The sequence below is a fragment of the uncultured Acetobacterium sp. genome (assembly GCF_927416815.1).
Classification (GTDB): domain Bacteria; phylum Bacillota; class Clostridia; order Eubacteriales; family Eubacteriaceae; genus Acetobacterium.
The window spans coordinates 15,722-33,187 of the sequence record NZ_CAKMJU010000025.1; the positions used below are offsets into that span (position 1 = coordinate 15,722).

The window sequence follows — 17,466 nt, forward strand, 5'->3', positions numbered from 1 at the left end:
CTTATACTTTGATGTCTTTGAACTCTTTAACCTGTTTGGTGATGGCGATTTCGGTTGGCAGCCGTTCAATGCTGGATGCGCCGAAGAAGCCGCAAACCCCTTTGGTCCGATCCAGGACGTATTTGGCATCTTCCGGTTCGGCTACCGGACCGCCATGGACAATGACCATCACATCAGGATTGATGGCTTTTCCGGCATCGCAGATGTCCTGGGTTAACTTGACACAATCATCAAGCGTTTTAGCCGACGAGGCGCCAATGCTGCCTTTGGTTGTCAGTCCCATGTGGGCAACCAGGACATCAGCTCCGGCTTTGGCCATTTTTTCGGCCTCTTCGACGTTAAATACATAAGGTGTGGTGACCAGATCTAGCTCATGGGCTTTTTTTATCATTTCTACTTCCAGATCATAGCCCATATTGGTTTCTTCCAGGTTTTGCCGAAATACGCCATCGATTAAACCGACCGTCGGGAAATTCTGAACCCCGGAGAACCCGGCTTCTTTGACCTGTTTTAAAAATATTTCCATATCTCTAAAGGGATCGGTTCCGCAGACACCTGCCAGAACTGGCGTATCTTTGACAATCGTCACTACTTCTCTGGCCATATCCATGACAATCGCGTTGGCATCGCCATAAGATAGCAGCCCAGCTAACGAACCCCGACCGGCCATCCGGTATCGACCAGAGTTATAAATAATAATCAGATCGACGCCGCCGGCTTCGGCGCATTTGGCTGAAATCCCGGTGCCAGCTCCGGCACCAACTACTGAAATTCCTTTGGTTTCTTGTTCTCTTAAGCGTCTTAATACTTCTTCTCGTTTTATTGCCATCTTATTTTCTCCTTCGCTCTTCGTTATCCTTCGATCATTGCAATCAGTTTTTTTGCCATTGCCAGGGCAAAGGCTTCATCATTGATATCGGTATCCATTTCGACCAGTTCAACCTTTTCTTCAATGTTTGCCCGTAATTGTTTAAATAGTTCGGCATCTTCTTCCGGGCCGTAGAATGGCGCTCCTTCGACATCAATGGCCGAAACGCCTTTTAATGGAAGAAATAAGGCAACCGGACCGGTGGCCATATTTAATTTGCTGGCGATAATTTTGCCCATTTGTGAACACTCATCAACGGTCGTGCGCATCAGGGTGACGCTGGCATTATGCTTGTAGAGGTTGCGGTCTTTATATTTGTCCGGAACGGTTTCAATCGCACCAAAATTTACCATATCCAAAGCTCCCACCGAAACAACCTGAGGGATTCCTGCTTTGGCAGCGGCTTCTAATCGGGTTGGTCCAGCTGTGAAGACACCGCCGGCGACCTCGTCACACCATTCAGTGGTGGTGGCATCAAAAACACCTTTGATAAAGCCAGCTTCGATCAGACTTTCCATCGCCATCCCACCGGCACCAGTCGCGTGGAAGACCAGCACCTCATAGCCCTGCGCTTCTAAATACTCTCTGGCAGCGGTAACACAAGGGGTAGTGACGCCAAACATGGTCGCTGCCAGCAATGGTTTTACTTCTTTAAGTTCAGGGATGTCAAAGCTGGCCATACCAGCAATGGCATTGGCCGCATTGGCCAAAATATGATTAGAAATGCTGTTGATTCCAGAAATATCCACCACCGAATACATCATGGTGATGTCTTTTTCCCCCACATAGGGACGGGTATCTCCGGATGCCACGGTAGAAACCATAATCTTTGGTATTCCTACCGGCAGACTTCTCATCGCAAAGGTGCCAATCGTGGTGCCGGCTGATCCGCCCAGACTGATCATGCCATCAACCTTACCCTGGTCGTAAAGATCTTTGGTTATTTTAGCCGCCCCAGCCATCATCACATCGATGCCCAGACCGCGATCATGTTTTTCTTTTAGCTCGGCTAACGATGAACCTCCAGCCGTAGCCACGAGTTCACTTGAAATGTCTGGTACAAACAAAGGCTCACCAATAACCCCACAGTTGACTGTGGTGGTGCTTAGACCCCGCTTTTCAATCAATTCTTTAATAAACTGGAATTCATGACCCTTTGTATCAAAGGTTCCTACTATTAACACGTTTTTCATTCCATGCCCCCTTGAATTTATTTATAGCTTTTCTCACTACCTGCATTAATAAGCAAGGTTTATGCCAAGTATTAAATTTTTCAAACCCTTTGTTAGCGCCATTCCAAATCCAGACGTGGGAAAGGTTTTTCTCAGGTAAATGTATATTGGGCAATATCTTCCCATTGTGAGTAAATATTGCCCAATGATAACCCCATCGATCTCTACTAAATCTCTACTCTTCCATCGATAAATTAAACTTTATTATTTTATTATAAAGGGTACGCCTTGATATCCCGATCCGGTTGGCTGCTTCGGTGCGATTCCACCGACAGGCCTTGAGGATGCCTAGAATATAAGTGCTTTCAAGGTGGTCTTTACTGGTGGTCAACAAATCAGAACTGATCTGATCCTGATCCTGTTCTTGGCGTTTCGGTTTTGACTTTGGTTTGTGCAATTCTTCGACTACCATGTCATCACGACGAATATATTTACCTTCACTGAGGATCACCGCTCTTTCCAAGACATGCTTCATTTCGCGAACATTCCCGGGCCATTGGCATTCCATCAAATAAGCCATCGCATCAGGTGCCAGCCGTTTTTCTTCTAACTGATACTTTATTCTAAACTCCTCTAAAAAGCGATTACAAAGCAGCGGAATATCCTCAGTATGACGCCGCAGCGGTGGGGTATTTATTTCGACCACATTAAGCCGATAGTAAAGGTCTTCCCGGAAACGATTATCTGCCACTGCCTGTTTGATATCAACATTAGTCGCACAGACAATCCGCACATCGACAAAAATGGTTTTTTCGCCGCCTACCCGTTCAAATTCCTGCTGCTGAATAATCCGCAATACCTTGGCCTGGAGGTCGACATCCATCTCACCGATCTCATCGAGAAACAGGGTGCCATGATTAGCCAACTCAAACTTCCCCAGGCGCCGCTTGTCGGCTCCGGTAAAGGCGCCTTTTTCATGACCAAACAACTCGCTTTCTAGTAAGTTGGGCGGCAAAGCCGCGCAGTTCACCTTAATCAGCGGGCTCAGACAACGTTTACTATTAAAATGCAGGGCTTTAGCTACCAGCTCTTTTCCCGTACCACTTTCGCCCTGAATCAAAACATTGACATCCTTGTCAGCGACTTTATTGATCAGTTCATACATATCCTGCATAATCACACTTTGACCGACAATTTCGTCAAAGCCCCGCTTCTTTAGCAACTCTTTCTTGAGATGTTTGTTTTCCTGCTTTAATTTATAATAATTTTTAAATTTATCGGTGGTCTCTGATATCGCCAGCTCGATGGGTATCCGTTCAAAGCTGGAGCCGCCAATATAACCGATAGTCTGGGAATTCTTATAGAAATAATAGGCATCCTCAGGGGAATTAATCGGGCCGCCGTAAATCATCTTATAGGTTCGAGGGTTGATCGCATCGACTGCATCAAAGATCGCTTCGGTCATTTCCAGACATTCGTTTATCGTCGAAAAAACCTTGCCCGATTTTTCGCCACCGCGGGTCCAGCCAAAATGGGCGCAGATTACATCCACGCCCACCTCGGTCATTGCGCAAGCCTGTTGTTCATCAAAAACAAAAGCAATGGTAAAGAGGTTGGCCTCGACTGCCTTTTTCATAAATTCGATTTCCTGGTCGTAGCCCAGTCCTTTTTCCTCGAGCCATTCCCGAAATTGTCCATCAATCAGACCAATCGTCGGAAAATTATTGACCCCACTAAAGCCCAGGTGCCTGACTTTTTGAATCAGTTCCTGATGGGAATAATTGGGATCAGTGGCGTTAATCCCACAGATCACCGCCCGATCTTTAAGTTTCGGCAATATTTCACGGCTGGAAAAATCAAAGACCAGCTCATTACTATTAGAAAATGGCATCATACAGCCAATCGAAGCAATCCCCGCCGAGCGAAACCGACCGGCACTAAGCGCCAGTAGTAAATCAGCCCCGCCCTTAATTGCCTGCTTGGCAAAAAGCCCCGATCCCACGGCCACCCCAATCACCGGTTTATTCATCTTCAAACTATTCTGGATCATTTTTTCGATGGCTTCTTTTTTCTTCATGGTCTTCTCCCACTCAAATCAATCTCCCCTTATTATACAACCCCCTGTCAAAAAACGCAAAAGACGATTGCAGTGTTCTGCAATCGTCCTAATTGACATTTGTGATTTACTAAATCTATAAGCCGAGTTCTGTTTAAATAGTCATCTATCTCGATTTATTGTTACCAATAAATTCTAGCGACCTACCATAGGACAACGACGAGCAGCCGTCTTTCTCGGTCCGTTCTTGGTCTTGCTCCAGGTGGGGTTTACATAGCCGATGTGTTACCACACCGCTGGTGAGCTCTTACCTCACCCTTTCATCCTTACCATTGCTGGCGGTATACTTTCTGTTGCACTGGCCTTAGAGTCGCCTCCACCGGGTGTTACCCGGCACCATGCTCTGCGGAGCTCGGACTTTCCTCAACCGGATTACTCCGGGTGCGACTATCTGATTTACTAAATCACTATAGTATACCCTGTCTTTACTCAAACTTCAAGTATTTTTTCACCAATCATCATCAAAAGACAACCAATTCAGATTGTCGTTAAACTTCCGTACCGACCAATGACCAAGGGGTCAGACCCATGTTAATCTGTTGTTTGCTGCGGGATCGGACAGGCAGCAGCCTGTTCGCCCCGATGCAAACAACATGATCTAACATTTGTCGGTACTGGTGACTCCATTTATCTAAAGCATTTTCTGCAAATGAACCTCTAATAAGTCACAATAAAATCTCGGGAAGCTTCAGCCACGATCATTTCCGGGCAAGTGTCTCCGAGACCGGCTTCGAGCATTTGTTTAAAGCAGTTGGTTACCCATTTTTCGGTGCCGTAGTGACCGGCATCGAGAACCCAGATATTGTTTTCCAGGGCGCGTTGGCCGTCGTGGTGTTTGAGGTCGCCAGTGATTAACACATCGGCTCTTTTGGCCTTGGCCAGACCGATCATGTCGGCTCCGGCGCCAGAACAGATGGCCACCCGCCGGACGATATCGGGCAGCTCGCCGGCTCCTCTTAATGCTGTCAATCCCAGCCGCGTTTTGATATGGGTAATAAATCCTGAAGCTTCCAAGGGCTGGCTCAATACACCGATTTTACCCAGTCCATTTTCATTGATCAGGTCCCCGTTTTCGAGGGCGATCACGTCATAGGCCATTTCTTCATAGGGATGATTTCTTTTTAAGGCAGCAATCAGATTTTTTAAATCCGGTGCTGCCACAATGGCTTCAATCCGGTCTTCCGAAACACAGGTCAGTTTATTAATTTGACCTACAAAAGGGTTGGCTCCTTGTAGTGGACGGAAGGTACCAATACCGGTCGAACGATAGGTACAATAATCATAGTCGCCAATTGCGCCGGCTCCGTTTTTCCCCAACACCTCAATAATTTTTTGGCTGGCTTCAACTGGTGTAAAAACGACCAGTTTATAATAAGCAGCCGGATTGGAATGCTCCAGGGTTTTGATGCTTTCCAGGCCGATCATCTCAGCCAGGTAATGATTAAGGCCTTTTGCGGCCTTATCCAAATTAGTGTGAGCCACATAAACGGCAACTTCATTTTTGATCAGCTGTTCAATGATCTGACCCTTTTCAAAGTCTGTTGACAGCGTTTTTAAGCCGTTAAAAATAAAGGGATGATGGGCAATGATCAGATCCACTTTTTTCTTAACCGCTTCATCGACCACATCGACAGTGATATCTAAAGTCAGCAGTATCCGATTGATGCGCTGCTGTCGCGACCCTACTTGGAGACCGACGTTATCCCAGTCTTCGGCCAGTTTTTCGGGCGCCAACGCTTCAATTGTTTGAATGATTTTATTTAGTTTGACAGCCATTTTTTCACCTCATTCAGTTTTTCGATAAACAAACTACTTTCCTGCCATTGCTTTGCCGCAACTGCAGTAGTTTTTCCCCGGGTACTTAAAACAATCTGCTGCTCCAGAAAAATTTTCCGATCAATTAGCGCAGTCAGTAGCGGATGCTTCTGGGTGTAAAATTCAAAACCCAATTGATACTCCAGGTCATTGGTAAAAACCATCTTTCCCGGTTTTGCTACGATCACCTGATAAACCCGATTCTCTTCCTGAGCCAGCTCTTCTCTGATAATCCGAAATCCGGCAGCTTCCAGGTATTTTCGCAACACTGCCTGGTTATTCATCGGTTGGAGTACCAGTTTTTGGGTCTCCATGGCCACATCTGACTGCGCTTCTAGCAGGTCGCGGATCAGTAGTCCGCCCATCCCCGCCATCACGACAGTCTCAACCTCGCCAGGTTTAAGCACAGAAAGACCCGAACCAAGTCGGGTCTCAATCTGTTTTTCAAGTTGCAGTTCGCTAATAATTTTTTCTGCTTTTTTAAGGGGCTGCTGATTGGTATCGCTAGCAATTGCGCTGGCAGTCATCGCATTTTCTACCAGGTAGACCGGTAAATAACCATGATCGGTGCCAATATCAGCCATCGAGCTGGTTCCGTCGACACAGCCGGCAATAGCTTCCAGCCGGGGACTTAGTTTGATCTTCATTTTAGGTTAAATAATCCTTTAATTTTTTGCTGCGGCTGGGGTGTCGCAGTTTGCGTAAAGCCTTAGCTTCAATCTGTCTAATCCGTTCGCGGGTCACATTAAACTCTTTACCCACTTCCTCGAGTGTCCGAGCGCGACCGTCATCCAAACCAAAACGCAATCGCAATACCTTTTCTTCTCGTTCGGTCAGGGTGTTTAAAACCTCAATCAGTTGTTCTTTTAACAGTGCGTAGGAGGCTGCTTCGGCCGGTGCCGGGGCATCTTCATCTGGAATAAAATCGCCCAAATGGCTATCTTCTTCTTCTCCGATAGGGGTTTCCAGGGAAACCGGATCCTGGGCGATCTTTTGAATCTCCCGCACCTTTTCTTCGGAAAAGCCCATTTCCTTACCAATTTCTGCTGGGGTCGGTTCGCGTCCATATTCCTGTAACAATTGTCGCGAAACCCGGATTAGTTTATTAATCGTCTCGACCATATGTACCGGAATACGAATGGTTCTGGCCTGATCGGCAATCGCCCGGGTAATCGCCTGCCGAATCCACCAGGTTGCATAGGTACTAAATTTAAAACCTTTGGTGTAGTCGAATTTCTCAACCGCCTTGATCAAACCGAGGTTCCCTTCCTGGATCAGATCCAGAAACGACATCCCCCGTCCGACATAACGCTTAGCAATACTGACCACCAGACGCAGGTTGGCTTCGGCCAATTCTTTTTTAGCTAAGTCATCGCCGGCTTCCATTCGCCGCGCCAGTGCCATTTCCTCATCCCCCGTCAATAAGGGAACCTTGCCAATTTCTTTTAAGTATAGTCGAACCGGATCATTGACGCTGACCGAATCTGCCAGCTCAAGTTCTTTCTGGTTTTCTTCCTCCAGCTCCGCTGCTTCTAAGGCTTCTAGTTCCAGATCGGTAAAGGCGATTTCAATCCCTTCTTTTTGCAGGTACAAGTAGATCGAATCAATTTCCTCGGGATCAAGATCAGCTTTATCCAAGATTTCTTCAAAATCGTGATTGTTTAAATTCCCTTTGGATTTTCCACGTTTTAATAATTGCTGCACTTCTGGCATCAGTTCAATTGCAACTTTCTCAATTGCAATGATGTCGTCGTCAATATCGATGATCACATCGTCGGTTTTTGCTTTCTCTAGTTTCATCTTAGTGCCTCCCGTTTTCTTTCATCATTTTCTTAATCTCGATGAGTTGATTGGTTAGCCTGGCCACCTCATCGTCGTTGCCATTGGCCGATTCTCGCTTGATCTGTTCAGAAAGCCTGTCTAACTGAGCTTCGTTATAGAAACGATTCATTATTTCCAAAGCATCATGATAATCTGACCGGGAGACCTCATCCTCGTTCATCATAAACTCAACGATTCTTTTGACATCTTCTGAATCATCAAAGTGTGACATAATCTGATTGACTTCAATCCGGATCCCGGTTTGCTGCGTCTCTGAAATAGTCAGCAATAAATCTTTATAAAAAGGATCGGTCAGATAGTCGATCGGAAACGTATTTATAATTTCTGGTCTTTTTAAACAATAGCGGATCGCCAATTCCTGAGCTTTTTGGTAAGCCTTGGGGATCTTTTGCGTTATTACTCCACTGCGGCTTGGCTTAATCACCTGGGCCGGATTGTCGGCTCGGGTTTTTGAGCGCATCACCTCACGCCGGATTACTTCCTGATTGATTCCTGTTTCGCCAGCAACCATTTTGCTGTAATAATCGATTTCTACCAATGTTTCAAGCTGTCTTAATATCTTTATCGCCTCATTGCCGTAACGCAGCCTGCCATCGGTTTGCGAAAGGTCGTTGAGGCTTTTTAATAATTCCAGTTCATACTCAATGATCGTTAAGGCTTTGGCAACAGACTCTTCAAAGCCTTGCTGACCATATTTCTGAACAAAGGAATCGGGATCTTCATTTGTCGGCAAGTTTAATATTTTAACATTTAAGCTGGTCTTTTTCAAGATATTCATGGCTTTTTCTGTTGCCGATTTACCGGCGCTGTCTCCATCAAAAGCAATAATCACTTCATTGGCATAACGTTCCAGAATTTTTCCATGAAATGGCGTAAAAGCGGTACCCAAGGCGGCAACCGTGTTCTTGATCCCTTTTTGATACAAGGAAATCACATCCATATAGCCTTCAACAATCAATAACCGCCCTGTTTCCATATAGTTTTTACAATGATTCAAATTATAAAGCTCATAACTTTTAGAAAAAATAGAAGTTTCCGGGGAATTAAGATATTTGGGGCCATTTTGATCAGTCATCATCAGACGACCACCAAAGCCAACAATCTGTCCCCGTGGATTAACAATCGGAAACATAATCCGACTGCGGAAACGATCATAATGCCGCTTACTTTCGGAAGCTAACACCAAGCCTGAATCCAGCAGCTCTTCCATTGAAAATCCTTTGCTGCTAAGAAATTCGGTTAATCGGGTCCACTCTTCACTGGCATAACCCAAACCAAATTCTCTGATCGTTTCCTGGCTGATCCCTCTTTTCATTAGATAGTCGCGCGCCGGTTTATTTGTTTTTAAGATTTTATAATAGTAATTAGCCGCTTCCCGGTGCAATTCATAAAGCCGCTTTTTTTTCTCGTAGGCCTGATGGTCTGCCTGCTGGTTCTGCTTTTCAGGCAATATTATATTTGCCCGGGCAGCCAGAAATTTGAGGGCATCCATAAAAGGCAGTTTTTCCATTTCCATTATAAAGGTAATCACATTACCACCTGCTCCACAACCGAAACAATGATACAGCTGTTTTTCGCGGGAAACTGTGAAGGATGCCGTTTTTTCGTTATGAAACGGACACTTGCCCTTAAAAGAGTTGCCGACCCGCTTTAGGGTCATATAACCCGAAGCGACATCGACAATATCATTTGCTTCGATGACCGATTGTATCAATTCTTCGGAGTAGAAAGTTGTCATTGTATTATCCTTTTTAAAAAGTCTTGACTTTTAAGAGTCTATTATTTCTATTCTAAATAAAATAGCATTCTCCTTGTTTTAATATCCTTTATTTTTAAATTTAAACAAAAATAAAGTTTCAATAATCTTTCAAAATTTTATGATCAGTGGATATATATTAATTATTTGGGTAATAATTAATATATCACAATTTATTAAAGAAAGAGGTATGATTATGGAAAAGAAACAAATTATTGAAGAAATTCATGAAAAAGTGAAAGCTGCCAGTTTTAATGATTATGGGAAAGCTGTTCTCAGTATGGACGGCGTGGCTGATGGCCAGATGATTATCGATGTCCTCGATGAATTAAAATCAGACACGAGTTTTGATTTTGATTTTGATTTGGACAAGATGCTGCTAACGGTTCATAATCCCGATGATGACCTCGATGGCTTTGCCAGAAGACACCCTTCTCCCCAAAAATGTAAATAATTATTTATCAAAAGGCCTCATTATCAAAGTGCTCCATTGGATCCCTCCAATGGAGCACTTTTTGTGATTTAACGTAAAGAGAAACCCCAAAGGGTTTCTCTTGTAATTGAAAAGATTACATTTCTGCTTTTTGTTTATAACCGAGGTAACGATCCCATGCTTCTTCCTTTGCTGCTTCGTAAAGGGTTGCTGAAACTTCTGGGAAGGTCAGTTTTAATGAGGTGTAACGCACTTCTGAATCGAGGAATTCGGTGAATTTTTCGATATCCGGCGCTTTTGAATCCAGGATAAAGGGATTCTTTCCTTCTTCTTTAAGGGTTGGATTAAATCGGTACAGATGCCAGTAACCGGCTTCCACAGCGAATGCTTCGTGTGATTGGGTATGGCTCATCCCGCCTTTAATACCGTGGTTGATACAAGGCGCATAGGCAATGATCAGTGATGGTCCATCATAAGCTTCGGCTTCCTGAAGGGCTTTCATAAATTGGTTCTTATCAGCACCCATGGCAACCTGTGCAACATAGACGTAGCCGTAGGTGGCAGCCATCATTCCTAAGTCTTTCTTCTTGATGCGCTCTCCAGCCGCCGCAAATTGTGCTACTGCACCAGTTGGCGTTGATTTTGATGCTTGACCACCAGTATTGGAGTAAATCTCAGTATCCATAACCAGCACATTGACATTTTTACGGGTCGCCAGTACATGATCTAATCCGCCATAGCCGATATCGTAAGCCCAACCGTCGCCACCAAAAATCCATTGTGATTTTTTGATCAGGAAGGCTTGGTTATCGAGTATGAATTTAACAAATTGAGCCACTTCTTCACTTGGAGTAAAGTTTTCTAATGCTTCAACCAGTTTAGGTGATGCAATTTTTGAGGCTTCTGCGTCTTTTCTGCTATCAATCCATGCATTAATTGCGTCTTTTACTGCATCTGGCGCATTGCTGTCAATTATTTGAGTTGCGTAGCTCTGAATGTTATCAGCCATTTTTTCGGTAGCCAACATCATCCCGTAGCCATACTCTGCGGTATCTTCAAATAAGGAGTTTGCCCAAGCTGGACCTTTTCCTTCTGAATTGACACAATAAGGTGTCGATGGTGAGGATGCTCCCCAGATTGATGAACAACCAGTAGCGTTAGCAACTAGCATCCGATCGCCGAACAATTGGGTGATTGTCTTAACGTATGGTGTTTCACCACAACCAGCACAAGCTCCCGAGAATTCAAGCAATGGTTGACAGAATTGACTGCCCTTAACGGTTGTCTTGCTTACCAGGTTATCTTTGATCTTAACGGTTGTTGAATAGTTCCACAAGGGAATCTGATTAGCCTGGGTATCAATTGCTTCCATTTCCAGGGCTTTCGTTTTAGCCGGGCAGGCATCCTGACAATTACCACAACCGGTACAGTCAAGGGTGCTGACCTGGATACGATATTCCAGACCGTCAAATTGTTTTCCGGTCGCTTTCAAGGTTTCAAAGCCTTCTGGAGCCGCTGCTTTTTCACCGCTATCTACTAACACTGGACGAATCGCAGCGTGTGGGCAGACAAACGAACACTGGTTACATTGAATACAGTTTTCTGGTATCCATTTTGGCACATTAACCGCGATACCACGTTTTTCATAGGCCGATGATCCCGCCATGAAGGTTCCATCTTCAATGCCAGTAAAGGTTGATACAGGGATATCGTCACCTTCTAATCGGTTTATCGGACGGAGTATCTTAGAAATAAATTCTGGGACATTTTCTTCAGCTGCAAGCTCAGTGTTAAGCGACTTCCAGGCTTCCGGTACTTCAACCTTAGCTGGTGCGTCAACGCCACGGTCAACAGCGGCATTATTCATGTCGACAATTTTTTGGCCCTTGTTTCCATAATCTTTCAGGATCCCGGCTTTGGCGTAAGCCACGGCGTCTTCAATTGGAATGATCTCAGCCAGTTTAAAGAAGGCCGATTGCATAATCATGTTGGTGTGACGACCAAGACCAATTTCTTCGGCAATTTTGGTGGCGTTGATAGTATAGAAATTGATGTCGTTATCGGCAATATATTTCTTTAAAGATGCTGGTAATTTTTCATCTAGTTCAGCTGCTTCCCATACGGTATTCAACAGGAAGGTTCCACCTTTTTTCAAACCTTTTAGAAGATCATATTGGTTAACATAGGCTTGGGTTGAGCAGGAAACAAAGTCTGAGTTAACAATTAGGTAAGTTGATTTAATTGGTTTTTTACCAAATCTCAAGTGTGAAACGGTAACCCCGCCGGATTTTTTACTATCATAGGAGAAATAACCCTGAGCATACAAGTCAGTATGATCGCCGATAATTTTAATCGCCGATTTGTTAGCACCAACAGTTCCATCAGAACCAAGACCCCAGAACTTACAACCCTTTGTCCCGGCTGGAACAGTAAAGATGCTTTCAGGCAGTTCAAGATTTGTGTGGGTAACATCATCGACAATCCCGATGGTAAATTTATCTTTGGGTTTATCAAGTTTTAAATTATCATAAACGGCTTTAATCTGGGTTGGAGTTGTATCTTTGGAACTCAGTCCATAGCGACCACCAACAATTAGTGGTTGGAATTCTTTGCCATAGAAGACGGTACAGATATCCTGGTATAAAGGTTCACCCAATGAACCAGGTTCTTTAGTACGGTCTAAAACGGCAATTTTTTTAGCTGTTTTTGGTAATACTTTTAATAAGTATTCTGGTGCAAAAGGTCTGAATAAACGAACCTTGATGAGTCCGATTTTTTCGCCCTGAGCCATTAAGTAATCAATTGTTTCTTCAATCGTATCGGTTACCGAACCCATCGCGACGATGATATTTTCCGCATCATCAGCACCGTAATAATCAAATAAATGGTATCCCCGACCAGTTTCTGCTGAAATTTTTTCCATATATTCCGCAACAATAGCTGGAATATTATCATAGAAGGGATTACACGCTTCACGTGCCTGGAAGAAAATATCCGGATTCTGTGCAGTTCCCCGAGTTACAGGGTGTTCTGGATTCAAGGCGTTATTTCTGAAAGCCTGAATGGCATCAAAATCAGCTAATTTCTTAAATACATCGTAATCGATGACTTCAATCTTCTGAACTTCGTGCGAGGTTCTGAAACCATCAAAGAAATGCATAAATGGTACTCGGCTTTTAATCGCAGCTAAATGGGCAATTGCTGCCAGGTCCATTACTTCCTGGACACTTCCTGACGCCAATAAAGCAAAACCAGTTTGACGGCAGGCCATAACATCGCTATGATCACCAAAAATTGATAGTGCCTGGGCAGCTAGAGTACGGGCAGTAACATGAAAAACACCTGGTAGTAATTCGCCAGCTATTTTATACATATTTGGAATCATCAGTAAAAGTCCCTGGGATGCCGTAAAGGTGGTCGTTAACGCACCAGCTGCTAATGAACCGTGGACCGCTCCAGCAGCGCCGCCTTCTGATTGCATTTCCGAAACAGTAACTGTTTCTCCAAAGATATTTTTTCGTCCCTGAGAAGCCCAAACATCGGCATATTCAGCCATTGGGGATGAAGGGGTAATTGGGAAAATAGCGGCAACCTCGGTAAACGCATAAGCAACGTGTGCAGCTGCGGTATTTCCATCCATTGTCATCATTTTTTTTGGCATGATTTTCCTCCTTGAAATTAAAAACATAATGTTTTTATTGTTGATTTAAATAGCAAAATTTTATCTATGAAATTATATCATATTAATTTTTGGGTGTATACACTTTAGCATGGGTAATTTTTTGTCTATATTTATAGGTAATAATTCAATGTTTTACCAGAAAACGATTAAAGTTAACCTTTACTGGTTTATATTTCTTTTAGTTTGGATACAGTTAGTTATTCGAAAACTTATATCCGCACAAATTACTTTTTCAAAATAACTTACTGCGGATGAACTGTCAAAATAATTATTAACAGTTCATCAACCGTAATTTTTGTGATGGATAATTTTTTTATTGAATTGATTGCTTGTAAATTATTTTTTCTTTTTTGCTTCTTTAAATGCCAGTTTCTCAGGTATTAAGAAATCTGTCTGGAATTCAAAACATTCCTTGGCAACAACACTGCTTAACACCAACAAACTGATTAAGTTTGGTATCGCCATCATCCCATTCATAGCATCTGATAAATTCCAGACGACTTCCAGGGCGGTGGTAGCACCAACAAAAACAACCAGGCAGTAAAGAATCCGATAAATTGTGACGGCAATTGGGGCTTTGATTAAATATTCCAGCGACTTTTCGCCATAATATTCCCAACCCAGTATGGTTGAAAAGGCAAAGAGAGTAATCCCGACCGTTACAATATAACCACCAACCGGTCCCAGAGCCGATTGGAAGGCAGCAATGGTCAGGTTTGCGCCCATTAGGATTTCGCCGCTAGCGTCCAGTGTCCCCAGGGCTCCAGATGAGGCAATCACCAGGCCAGTAATCGTACAGACAATGATGGTATCAAAAAAGGTTCCGGTCATATTGATATAACCTTGACGTGAAGGATGATCTGTTTTAGCGGCGGCGGCGGCAATTGGTGCCGATCCTAAACCGGCTTCATTAGAGAATACCCCCCGGGCAACCCCCCAGCGCATCGCTGTCAGCATTGTCGCGATAATGGTTCCGCCAACACCACCAGCCATTGCCGATGGAGAAAAGGCCATGGTAAAGATTTCTGCAATGCCGGCAGGTACGTTCTCAAAATTGATGATAATAACAAGGAGTGATGCCAAGACATAGAACACCGCCATAAACGGTACAATAATCCCCGACACCCGACCAATACTCTTGATCCCGCCGAGAATAACTAAAAATGCCAGCACCGTCAGAATCAGACCTGTTATCCAGGTGGGTACTCCAAAAGTTCCATTCACAGCTCCGGCAATAGAATTGGCCTGAGTCATGTTTCCGATTCCAAATGATGCCACGGTAGCAAACAATGAGAACAAAAAGGCCAGGATTAAACCGAGTTTTTTGTTTTTAAAGCCGTTTTTCATGGCATACATCGGACCACCGGCCATTTCGCCTTTGGCGTTGGTTTCCCGGTATTTTACCGCCAAAACACTTTCGGCATATTTAGTCGAAAGGCCAAATAGGGTGGAAATCCACATCCACACTAGCGCTCCCGGTCCTCCCAGAACCATCGCTGTTGCGACACCGACGATATTCCCGGTGCCAATGGTAGCCGCCAGGGCTGTCATCAGTGACTGGAAGGGTGAAATATCACCACTAGAATCATCTTTTTTAGTTTTGTCTGTTTTGGTAAAGACGGATTTGATGGCAAATCCCAAGTTGAGCCATGGCGCAAACTTTAACCGCACTGTTAAAAAGATCCCTGTTCCCATCAGCAGTGCCAGCATAATGGGTCCCCAAACAAAATTATTTACAGCTGAAATGATTTCCGAAAAATTTATATTGCCCCCTTAAAATTTATAATCTTTAATATCGATTACAGAGTTGTTGAGAATATTCTGATAACAAGGGCTTCACCATTATTTCAACAGTGTCACCCTTGTTATCTGGTATTTTTTGCTCAATTTTATGTCTTTAATTTTTTCGTTTTCTATATTTCCTGATGCTGCTGATTATTTTTTTGTTTCTGGTATGATTGGTTTTCTTAAGCGCTTTTTTTTAGCCTACAGTAATTCGTCGGCTGGTACATATTCTTTATTTAAGCCTTCAGCGACACCTTTACAAGTAACATGTCCCTTGTAGGTGTTTAAGCCTAGCAGTAAAGCGGGATCATCTTTCATAGCTGCTTCTGGTCCCTTGTTGACGATCGCCAGTAAGTATGGCAGGGTCGATCCGGTCAGGGCGTAAGTGGATGTTTTAGGAACAGCGCCTGGCATATTCGCTACTGAATAGTGGATAACGCCATGTTTTTCAAAGCAGGGATCATCATGAGTGGTGCTATGATCAATGGTTTCTACTGATCCGCCCTGGTCAATCGCTACATCAACAATAACTGAACCTTTTTTCATGTTCTTGACCATCTCTTCTGAGACCAGTTTAGGGGCTTTTTCGCCGGTAACTAATACGCCGCTGATGAGTAGATCAGATTTTTTGGTCAGCTCGGCCATGTTGTAAGGATTACTAATTAGTGTCGATACCCGACCATTAAAAACGTCATCAACATAGGTTAATTTTGGTTTGCTGATATCAATCACCGTTACATGAGCACCCAGGCCAACTGCCATTTTCGCGGCGTTCATACCAACAGTACCAGCGCCGATTATCATCACTTCTGCTGGTAATACCCCGGTTACACCGCCAAGTAACATCCCCACACCACCATGGTAACGTTGCAGCATGGTAGCACCAACTTGAACGGACATTCTGCCGGCTACTTCACTCATTGGGATCAGTAAAGGCAATGATCGGTCTGGCAATTCAACTGTTTCATAGGCAATAGCAGTAATTTTTTTCTTCACTAAAATATCGGTTAAAGGCAGGTTTGGAGCAAGATGTAGATAAGTAAATAGCGTTTGTCCTTCTTTCATCAGTTCATACTCAGATGCAATCGGTTCTTTTACTTTTACAATGATGTCGGCTTGTTCAAATACTTCTTTGGCCTGTTGCAAAATGACCGCGCCCTCTGCCACGTATTCACTGTCTTGAATGCCACTTTCAATGCCGGCCTTGGTTTCAACCAATACCTTATGGCCACTCATTACCAGGGCATGGACACCTGCTGGGGTAACCGAAACGCGTGACTCATTGTTCTTAATTTCCTTTGGAATACCTACAATCATGATAAAACCTCCTGTGTTTTCATTATAAATTTTTTTAATATAAACGTTTAAATGTTGATAAATAAATCTCTACAACCCATCAACTTCGTAAGGAAGAATGGAGTATGTATTTTTTACGGTCGACAGGGTTACAATCGTTTTAGTCTTTTGTACCCCGGGAACTGTTTTGATGCGATTTAACACTGCTTCCAGACTTTGCGTATCTTTAGTAATAATTTTAATTAAATAATCATAATCTCCGGCCAGATAATCACATTCGATGATCTCATTCTCGTTTTTCACCAATTCGACAAATCCTTCAATATAATTTGGGTGTTTAAGGGATATAAACATGTAAGCAACCAGATTTTTATTCATCTTTTGAGTCGAAAGATGAATGGTATACTTTTGAATGATTCCGGAAGAATCTAATTTTTTTATTCGTTCACTGATCGCAGGAACCGATAAACTGACTTCATTAGCAATTTCAGAAGCCGTAACTCTGGCATTTTTCTGCAACAGCTTTAGGATTTCAATATCAATTGAATCCATGTAGCTCTCCTTCCTATATTGTCAAGCCTCAAATCATTGATTTTTAAGGCTTTTATTTAAATAGTTACCTCGATAACCAGAGCTAAAAGTGCAGAACAGTCATTGTATCTTGTACTGAATAGCTAAAAATAGGTATAACTTATAAAGCA

The 17,466-nt window shown here is 43.5% G+C and carries 12 protein-coding genes and 1 other RNA gene; 1 reads left to right on the forward strand and 12 read right to left on the reverse strand.

Going from position 1 to position 17,466, the window contains the following annotated elements; all coding sequences use genetic code 11:
* Position 1 precedes the first annotated feature (1 nt).
* From QZ998_RS04065 to dnaG, 8 genes are all read right to left on the reverse strand, one after another.
* Positions 2–829, reverse strand: coding sequence for a phosphoenolpyruvate hydrolase family protein (locus tag QZ998_RS04065; protein ID WP_296558230.1), 828 nt, complete (start codon positions 827–829; stop codon positions 2–4).
* A 23-nt stretch (positions 830–852) separates the two neighbouring features.
* On the reverse strand, positions 853–2,061 hold the full coding sequence (locus QZ998_RS04070) for a Tm-1-like ATP-binding domain-containing protein (RefSeq protein WP_296558232.1): 1,209 nt from the start codon (positions 2,059–2,061) through the stop codon (positions 853–855).
* A 214-nt stretch (positions 2,062–2,275) separates the two neighbouring features.
* Complete coding sequence (locus tag QZ998_RS04075) at positions 2,276–4,117, reverse strand: phosphoenolpyruvate hydrolase family protein (RefSeq protein WP_296558233.1); 1,842 nt, start codon at positions 4,115–4,117, stop codon at positions 2,276–2,278.
* 102 nt (positions 4,118–4,219) lie between these two features.
* An RNA gene (gene rnpB, locus QZ998_RS04080) (RNase P RNA component class A) lies at positions 4,220–4,559 on the reverse strand.
* Positions 4,560–4,813: 254 nt separating this feature from the next.
* Complete coding sequence (locus tag QZ998_RS04085) at positions 4,814–5,932, reverse strand: Nif3-like dinuclear metal center hexameric protein (RefSeq protein ID WP_296558236.1); 1,119 nt, start codon at positions 5,930–5,932, stop codon at positions 4,814–4,816.
* Positions 5,917–6,618 carry a class I SAM-dependent methyltransferase gene (locus QZ998_RS04090; RefSeq protein WP_296558239.1) on the reverse strand — a complete coding sequence of 234 codons (702 nt, stop codon included), beginning with the start codon at positions 6,616–6,618 and terminating at the stop codon, positions 5,917–5,919. Before QZ998_RS04090 ends, QZ998_RS04085 begins: the two co-directional genes overlap by 16 nt.
* Before the next feature lies 1 nt (position 6,619).
* Complete coding sequence (gene rpoD, locus QZ998_RS04095; protein WP_296558253.1) at positions 6,620–7,684, reverse strand: RNA polymerase sigma factor RpoD; 1,065 nt, start codon at positions 7,682–7,684, stop codon at positions 6,620–6,622.
* 88 nt (positions 7,685–7,772) lie between these two features.
* Entirely contained in the window at positions 7,773–9,551 is a 1,779-nt protein-coding gene (dnaG, locus tag QZ998_RS04100; RefSeq protein ID WP_296558241.1) for a DNA primase, read from the reverse strand.
* Between the two features lie 214 nt (positions 9,552–9,765).
* Between dnaG and QZ998_RS04105 the strand changes: the two genes are divergently transcribed.
* Positions 9,766–10,023: a hypothetical protein gene (locus tag QZ998_RS04105; RefSeq protein ID WP_296558244.1), complete on the forward strand. Its 258-nt coding sequence runs from the start codon at positions 9,766–9,768 to the stop codon at positions 10,021–10,023.
* Positions 10,024–10,138: 115 nt separating this feature from the next.
* Here the strand turns inward: QZ998_RS04105 and nifJ are convergent, their stop codons facing one another.
* From nifJ to QZ998_RS04125, 4 genes are all read right to left on the reverse strand, one after another.
* Positions 10,139–13,663: a pyruvate:ferredoxin (flavodoxin) oxidoreductase gene (nifJ, locus tag QZ998_RS04110; RefSeq protein ID WP_296558246.1), complete on the reverse strand. Its 3,525-nt coding sequence runs from the start codon at positions 13,661–13,663 to the stop codon at positions 10,139–10,141.
* A 357-nt stretch (positions 13,664–14,020) separates the two neighbouring features.
* A complete protein-coding gene (locus tag QZ998_RS04115; RefSeq protein WP_296558247.1) occupies positions 14,021–15,394 on the reverse strand; it encodes an alanine/glycine:cation symporter family protein in 1,374 nt (457 codons plus the stop codon).
* 276 nt (positions 15,395–15,670) lie between these two features.
* Complete coding sequence (gene ald, locus QZ998_RS04120; RefSeq protein ID WP_296558249.1) at positions 15,671–16,786, reverse strand: alanine dehydrogenase; 1,116 nt, start codon at positions 16,784–16,786, stop codon at positions 15,671–15,673.
* Positions 16,787–16,855: 69 nt separating this feature from the next.
* A complete protein-coding gene (locus QZ998_RS04125; RefSeq protein WP_296558251.1) occupies positions 16,856–17,317 on the reverse strand; it encodes an Lrp/AsnC family transcriptional regulator in 462 nt (153 codons plus the stop codon).
* Positions 17,318–17,466 lie beyond the last annotated feature (149 nt).

Excerpts from the sequence above, each read along its gene's own strand:
- rpoD (WP_296558253.1), bottom strand. The coding sequence starts at position 7,684 with ATGCCAGAAGTGCAGCAATTATTAAAACGTGGAAAATCCAAAGGGAAT.
- dnaG (WP_296558241.1), bottom strand. The coding sequence starts at position 9,551 with ATGACAACTTTCTACTCCGAAGAATTGATACAATCGGTCATCGAAGCA.
- QZ998_RS04090 (WP_296558239.1), bottom strand. The coding sequence starts at position 6,618 with ATGAAGATCAAACTAAGTCCCCGGCTGGAAGCTATTGCCGGCTGTGTC.
- ald (WP_296558249.1), bottom strand. The coding sequence starts at position 16,786 with ATGATTGTAGGTATTCCAAAGGAAATTAAGAACAATGAGTCACGCGTT.
- QZ998_RS04105 (WP_296558244.1), top strand. The coding sequence starts at position 9,766 with ATGGAAAAGAAACAAATTATTGAAGAAATTCATGAAAAAGTGAAAGCT.
- QZ998_RS04070 (WP_296558232.1), bottom strand. The coding sequence starts at position 2,061 with ATGAAAAACGTGTTAATAGTAGGAACCTTTGATACAAAGGGTCATGAA.
- QZ998_RS04085 (WP_296558236.1), bottom strand. The coding sequence starts at position 5,932 with ATGGCTGTCAAACTAAATAAAATCATTCAAACAATTGAAGCGTTGGCG.
- QZ998_RS04115 (WP_296558247.1), bottom strand. The coding sequence starts at position 15,394 with ATGCTGGCACTGCTGATGGGAACAGGGATCTTTTTAACAGTGCGGTTA.
- nifJ (WP_296558246.1), bottom strand. The coding sequence starts at position 13,663 with ATGCCAAAAAAAATGATGACAATGGATGGAAATACCGCAGCTGCACAC.
- QZ998_RS04065 (WP_296558230.1), bottom strand. The coding sequence starts at position 829 with ATGGCAATAAAACGAGAAGAAGTATTAAGACGCTTAAGAGAACAAGAA.
- QZ998_RS04075 (WP_296558233.1), bottom strand. The coding sequence starts at position 4,117 with ATGAAGAAAAAAGAAGCCATCGAAAAAATGATCCAGAATAGTTTGAAG.
- QZ998_RS04125 (WP_296558251.1), bottom strand. The coding sequence starts at position 17,317 with ATGGATTCAATTGATATTGAAATCCTAAAGCTGTTGCAGAAAAATGCC.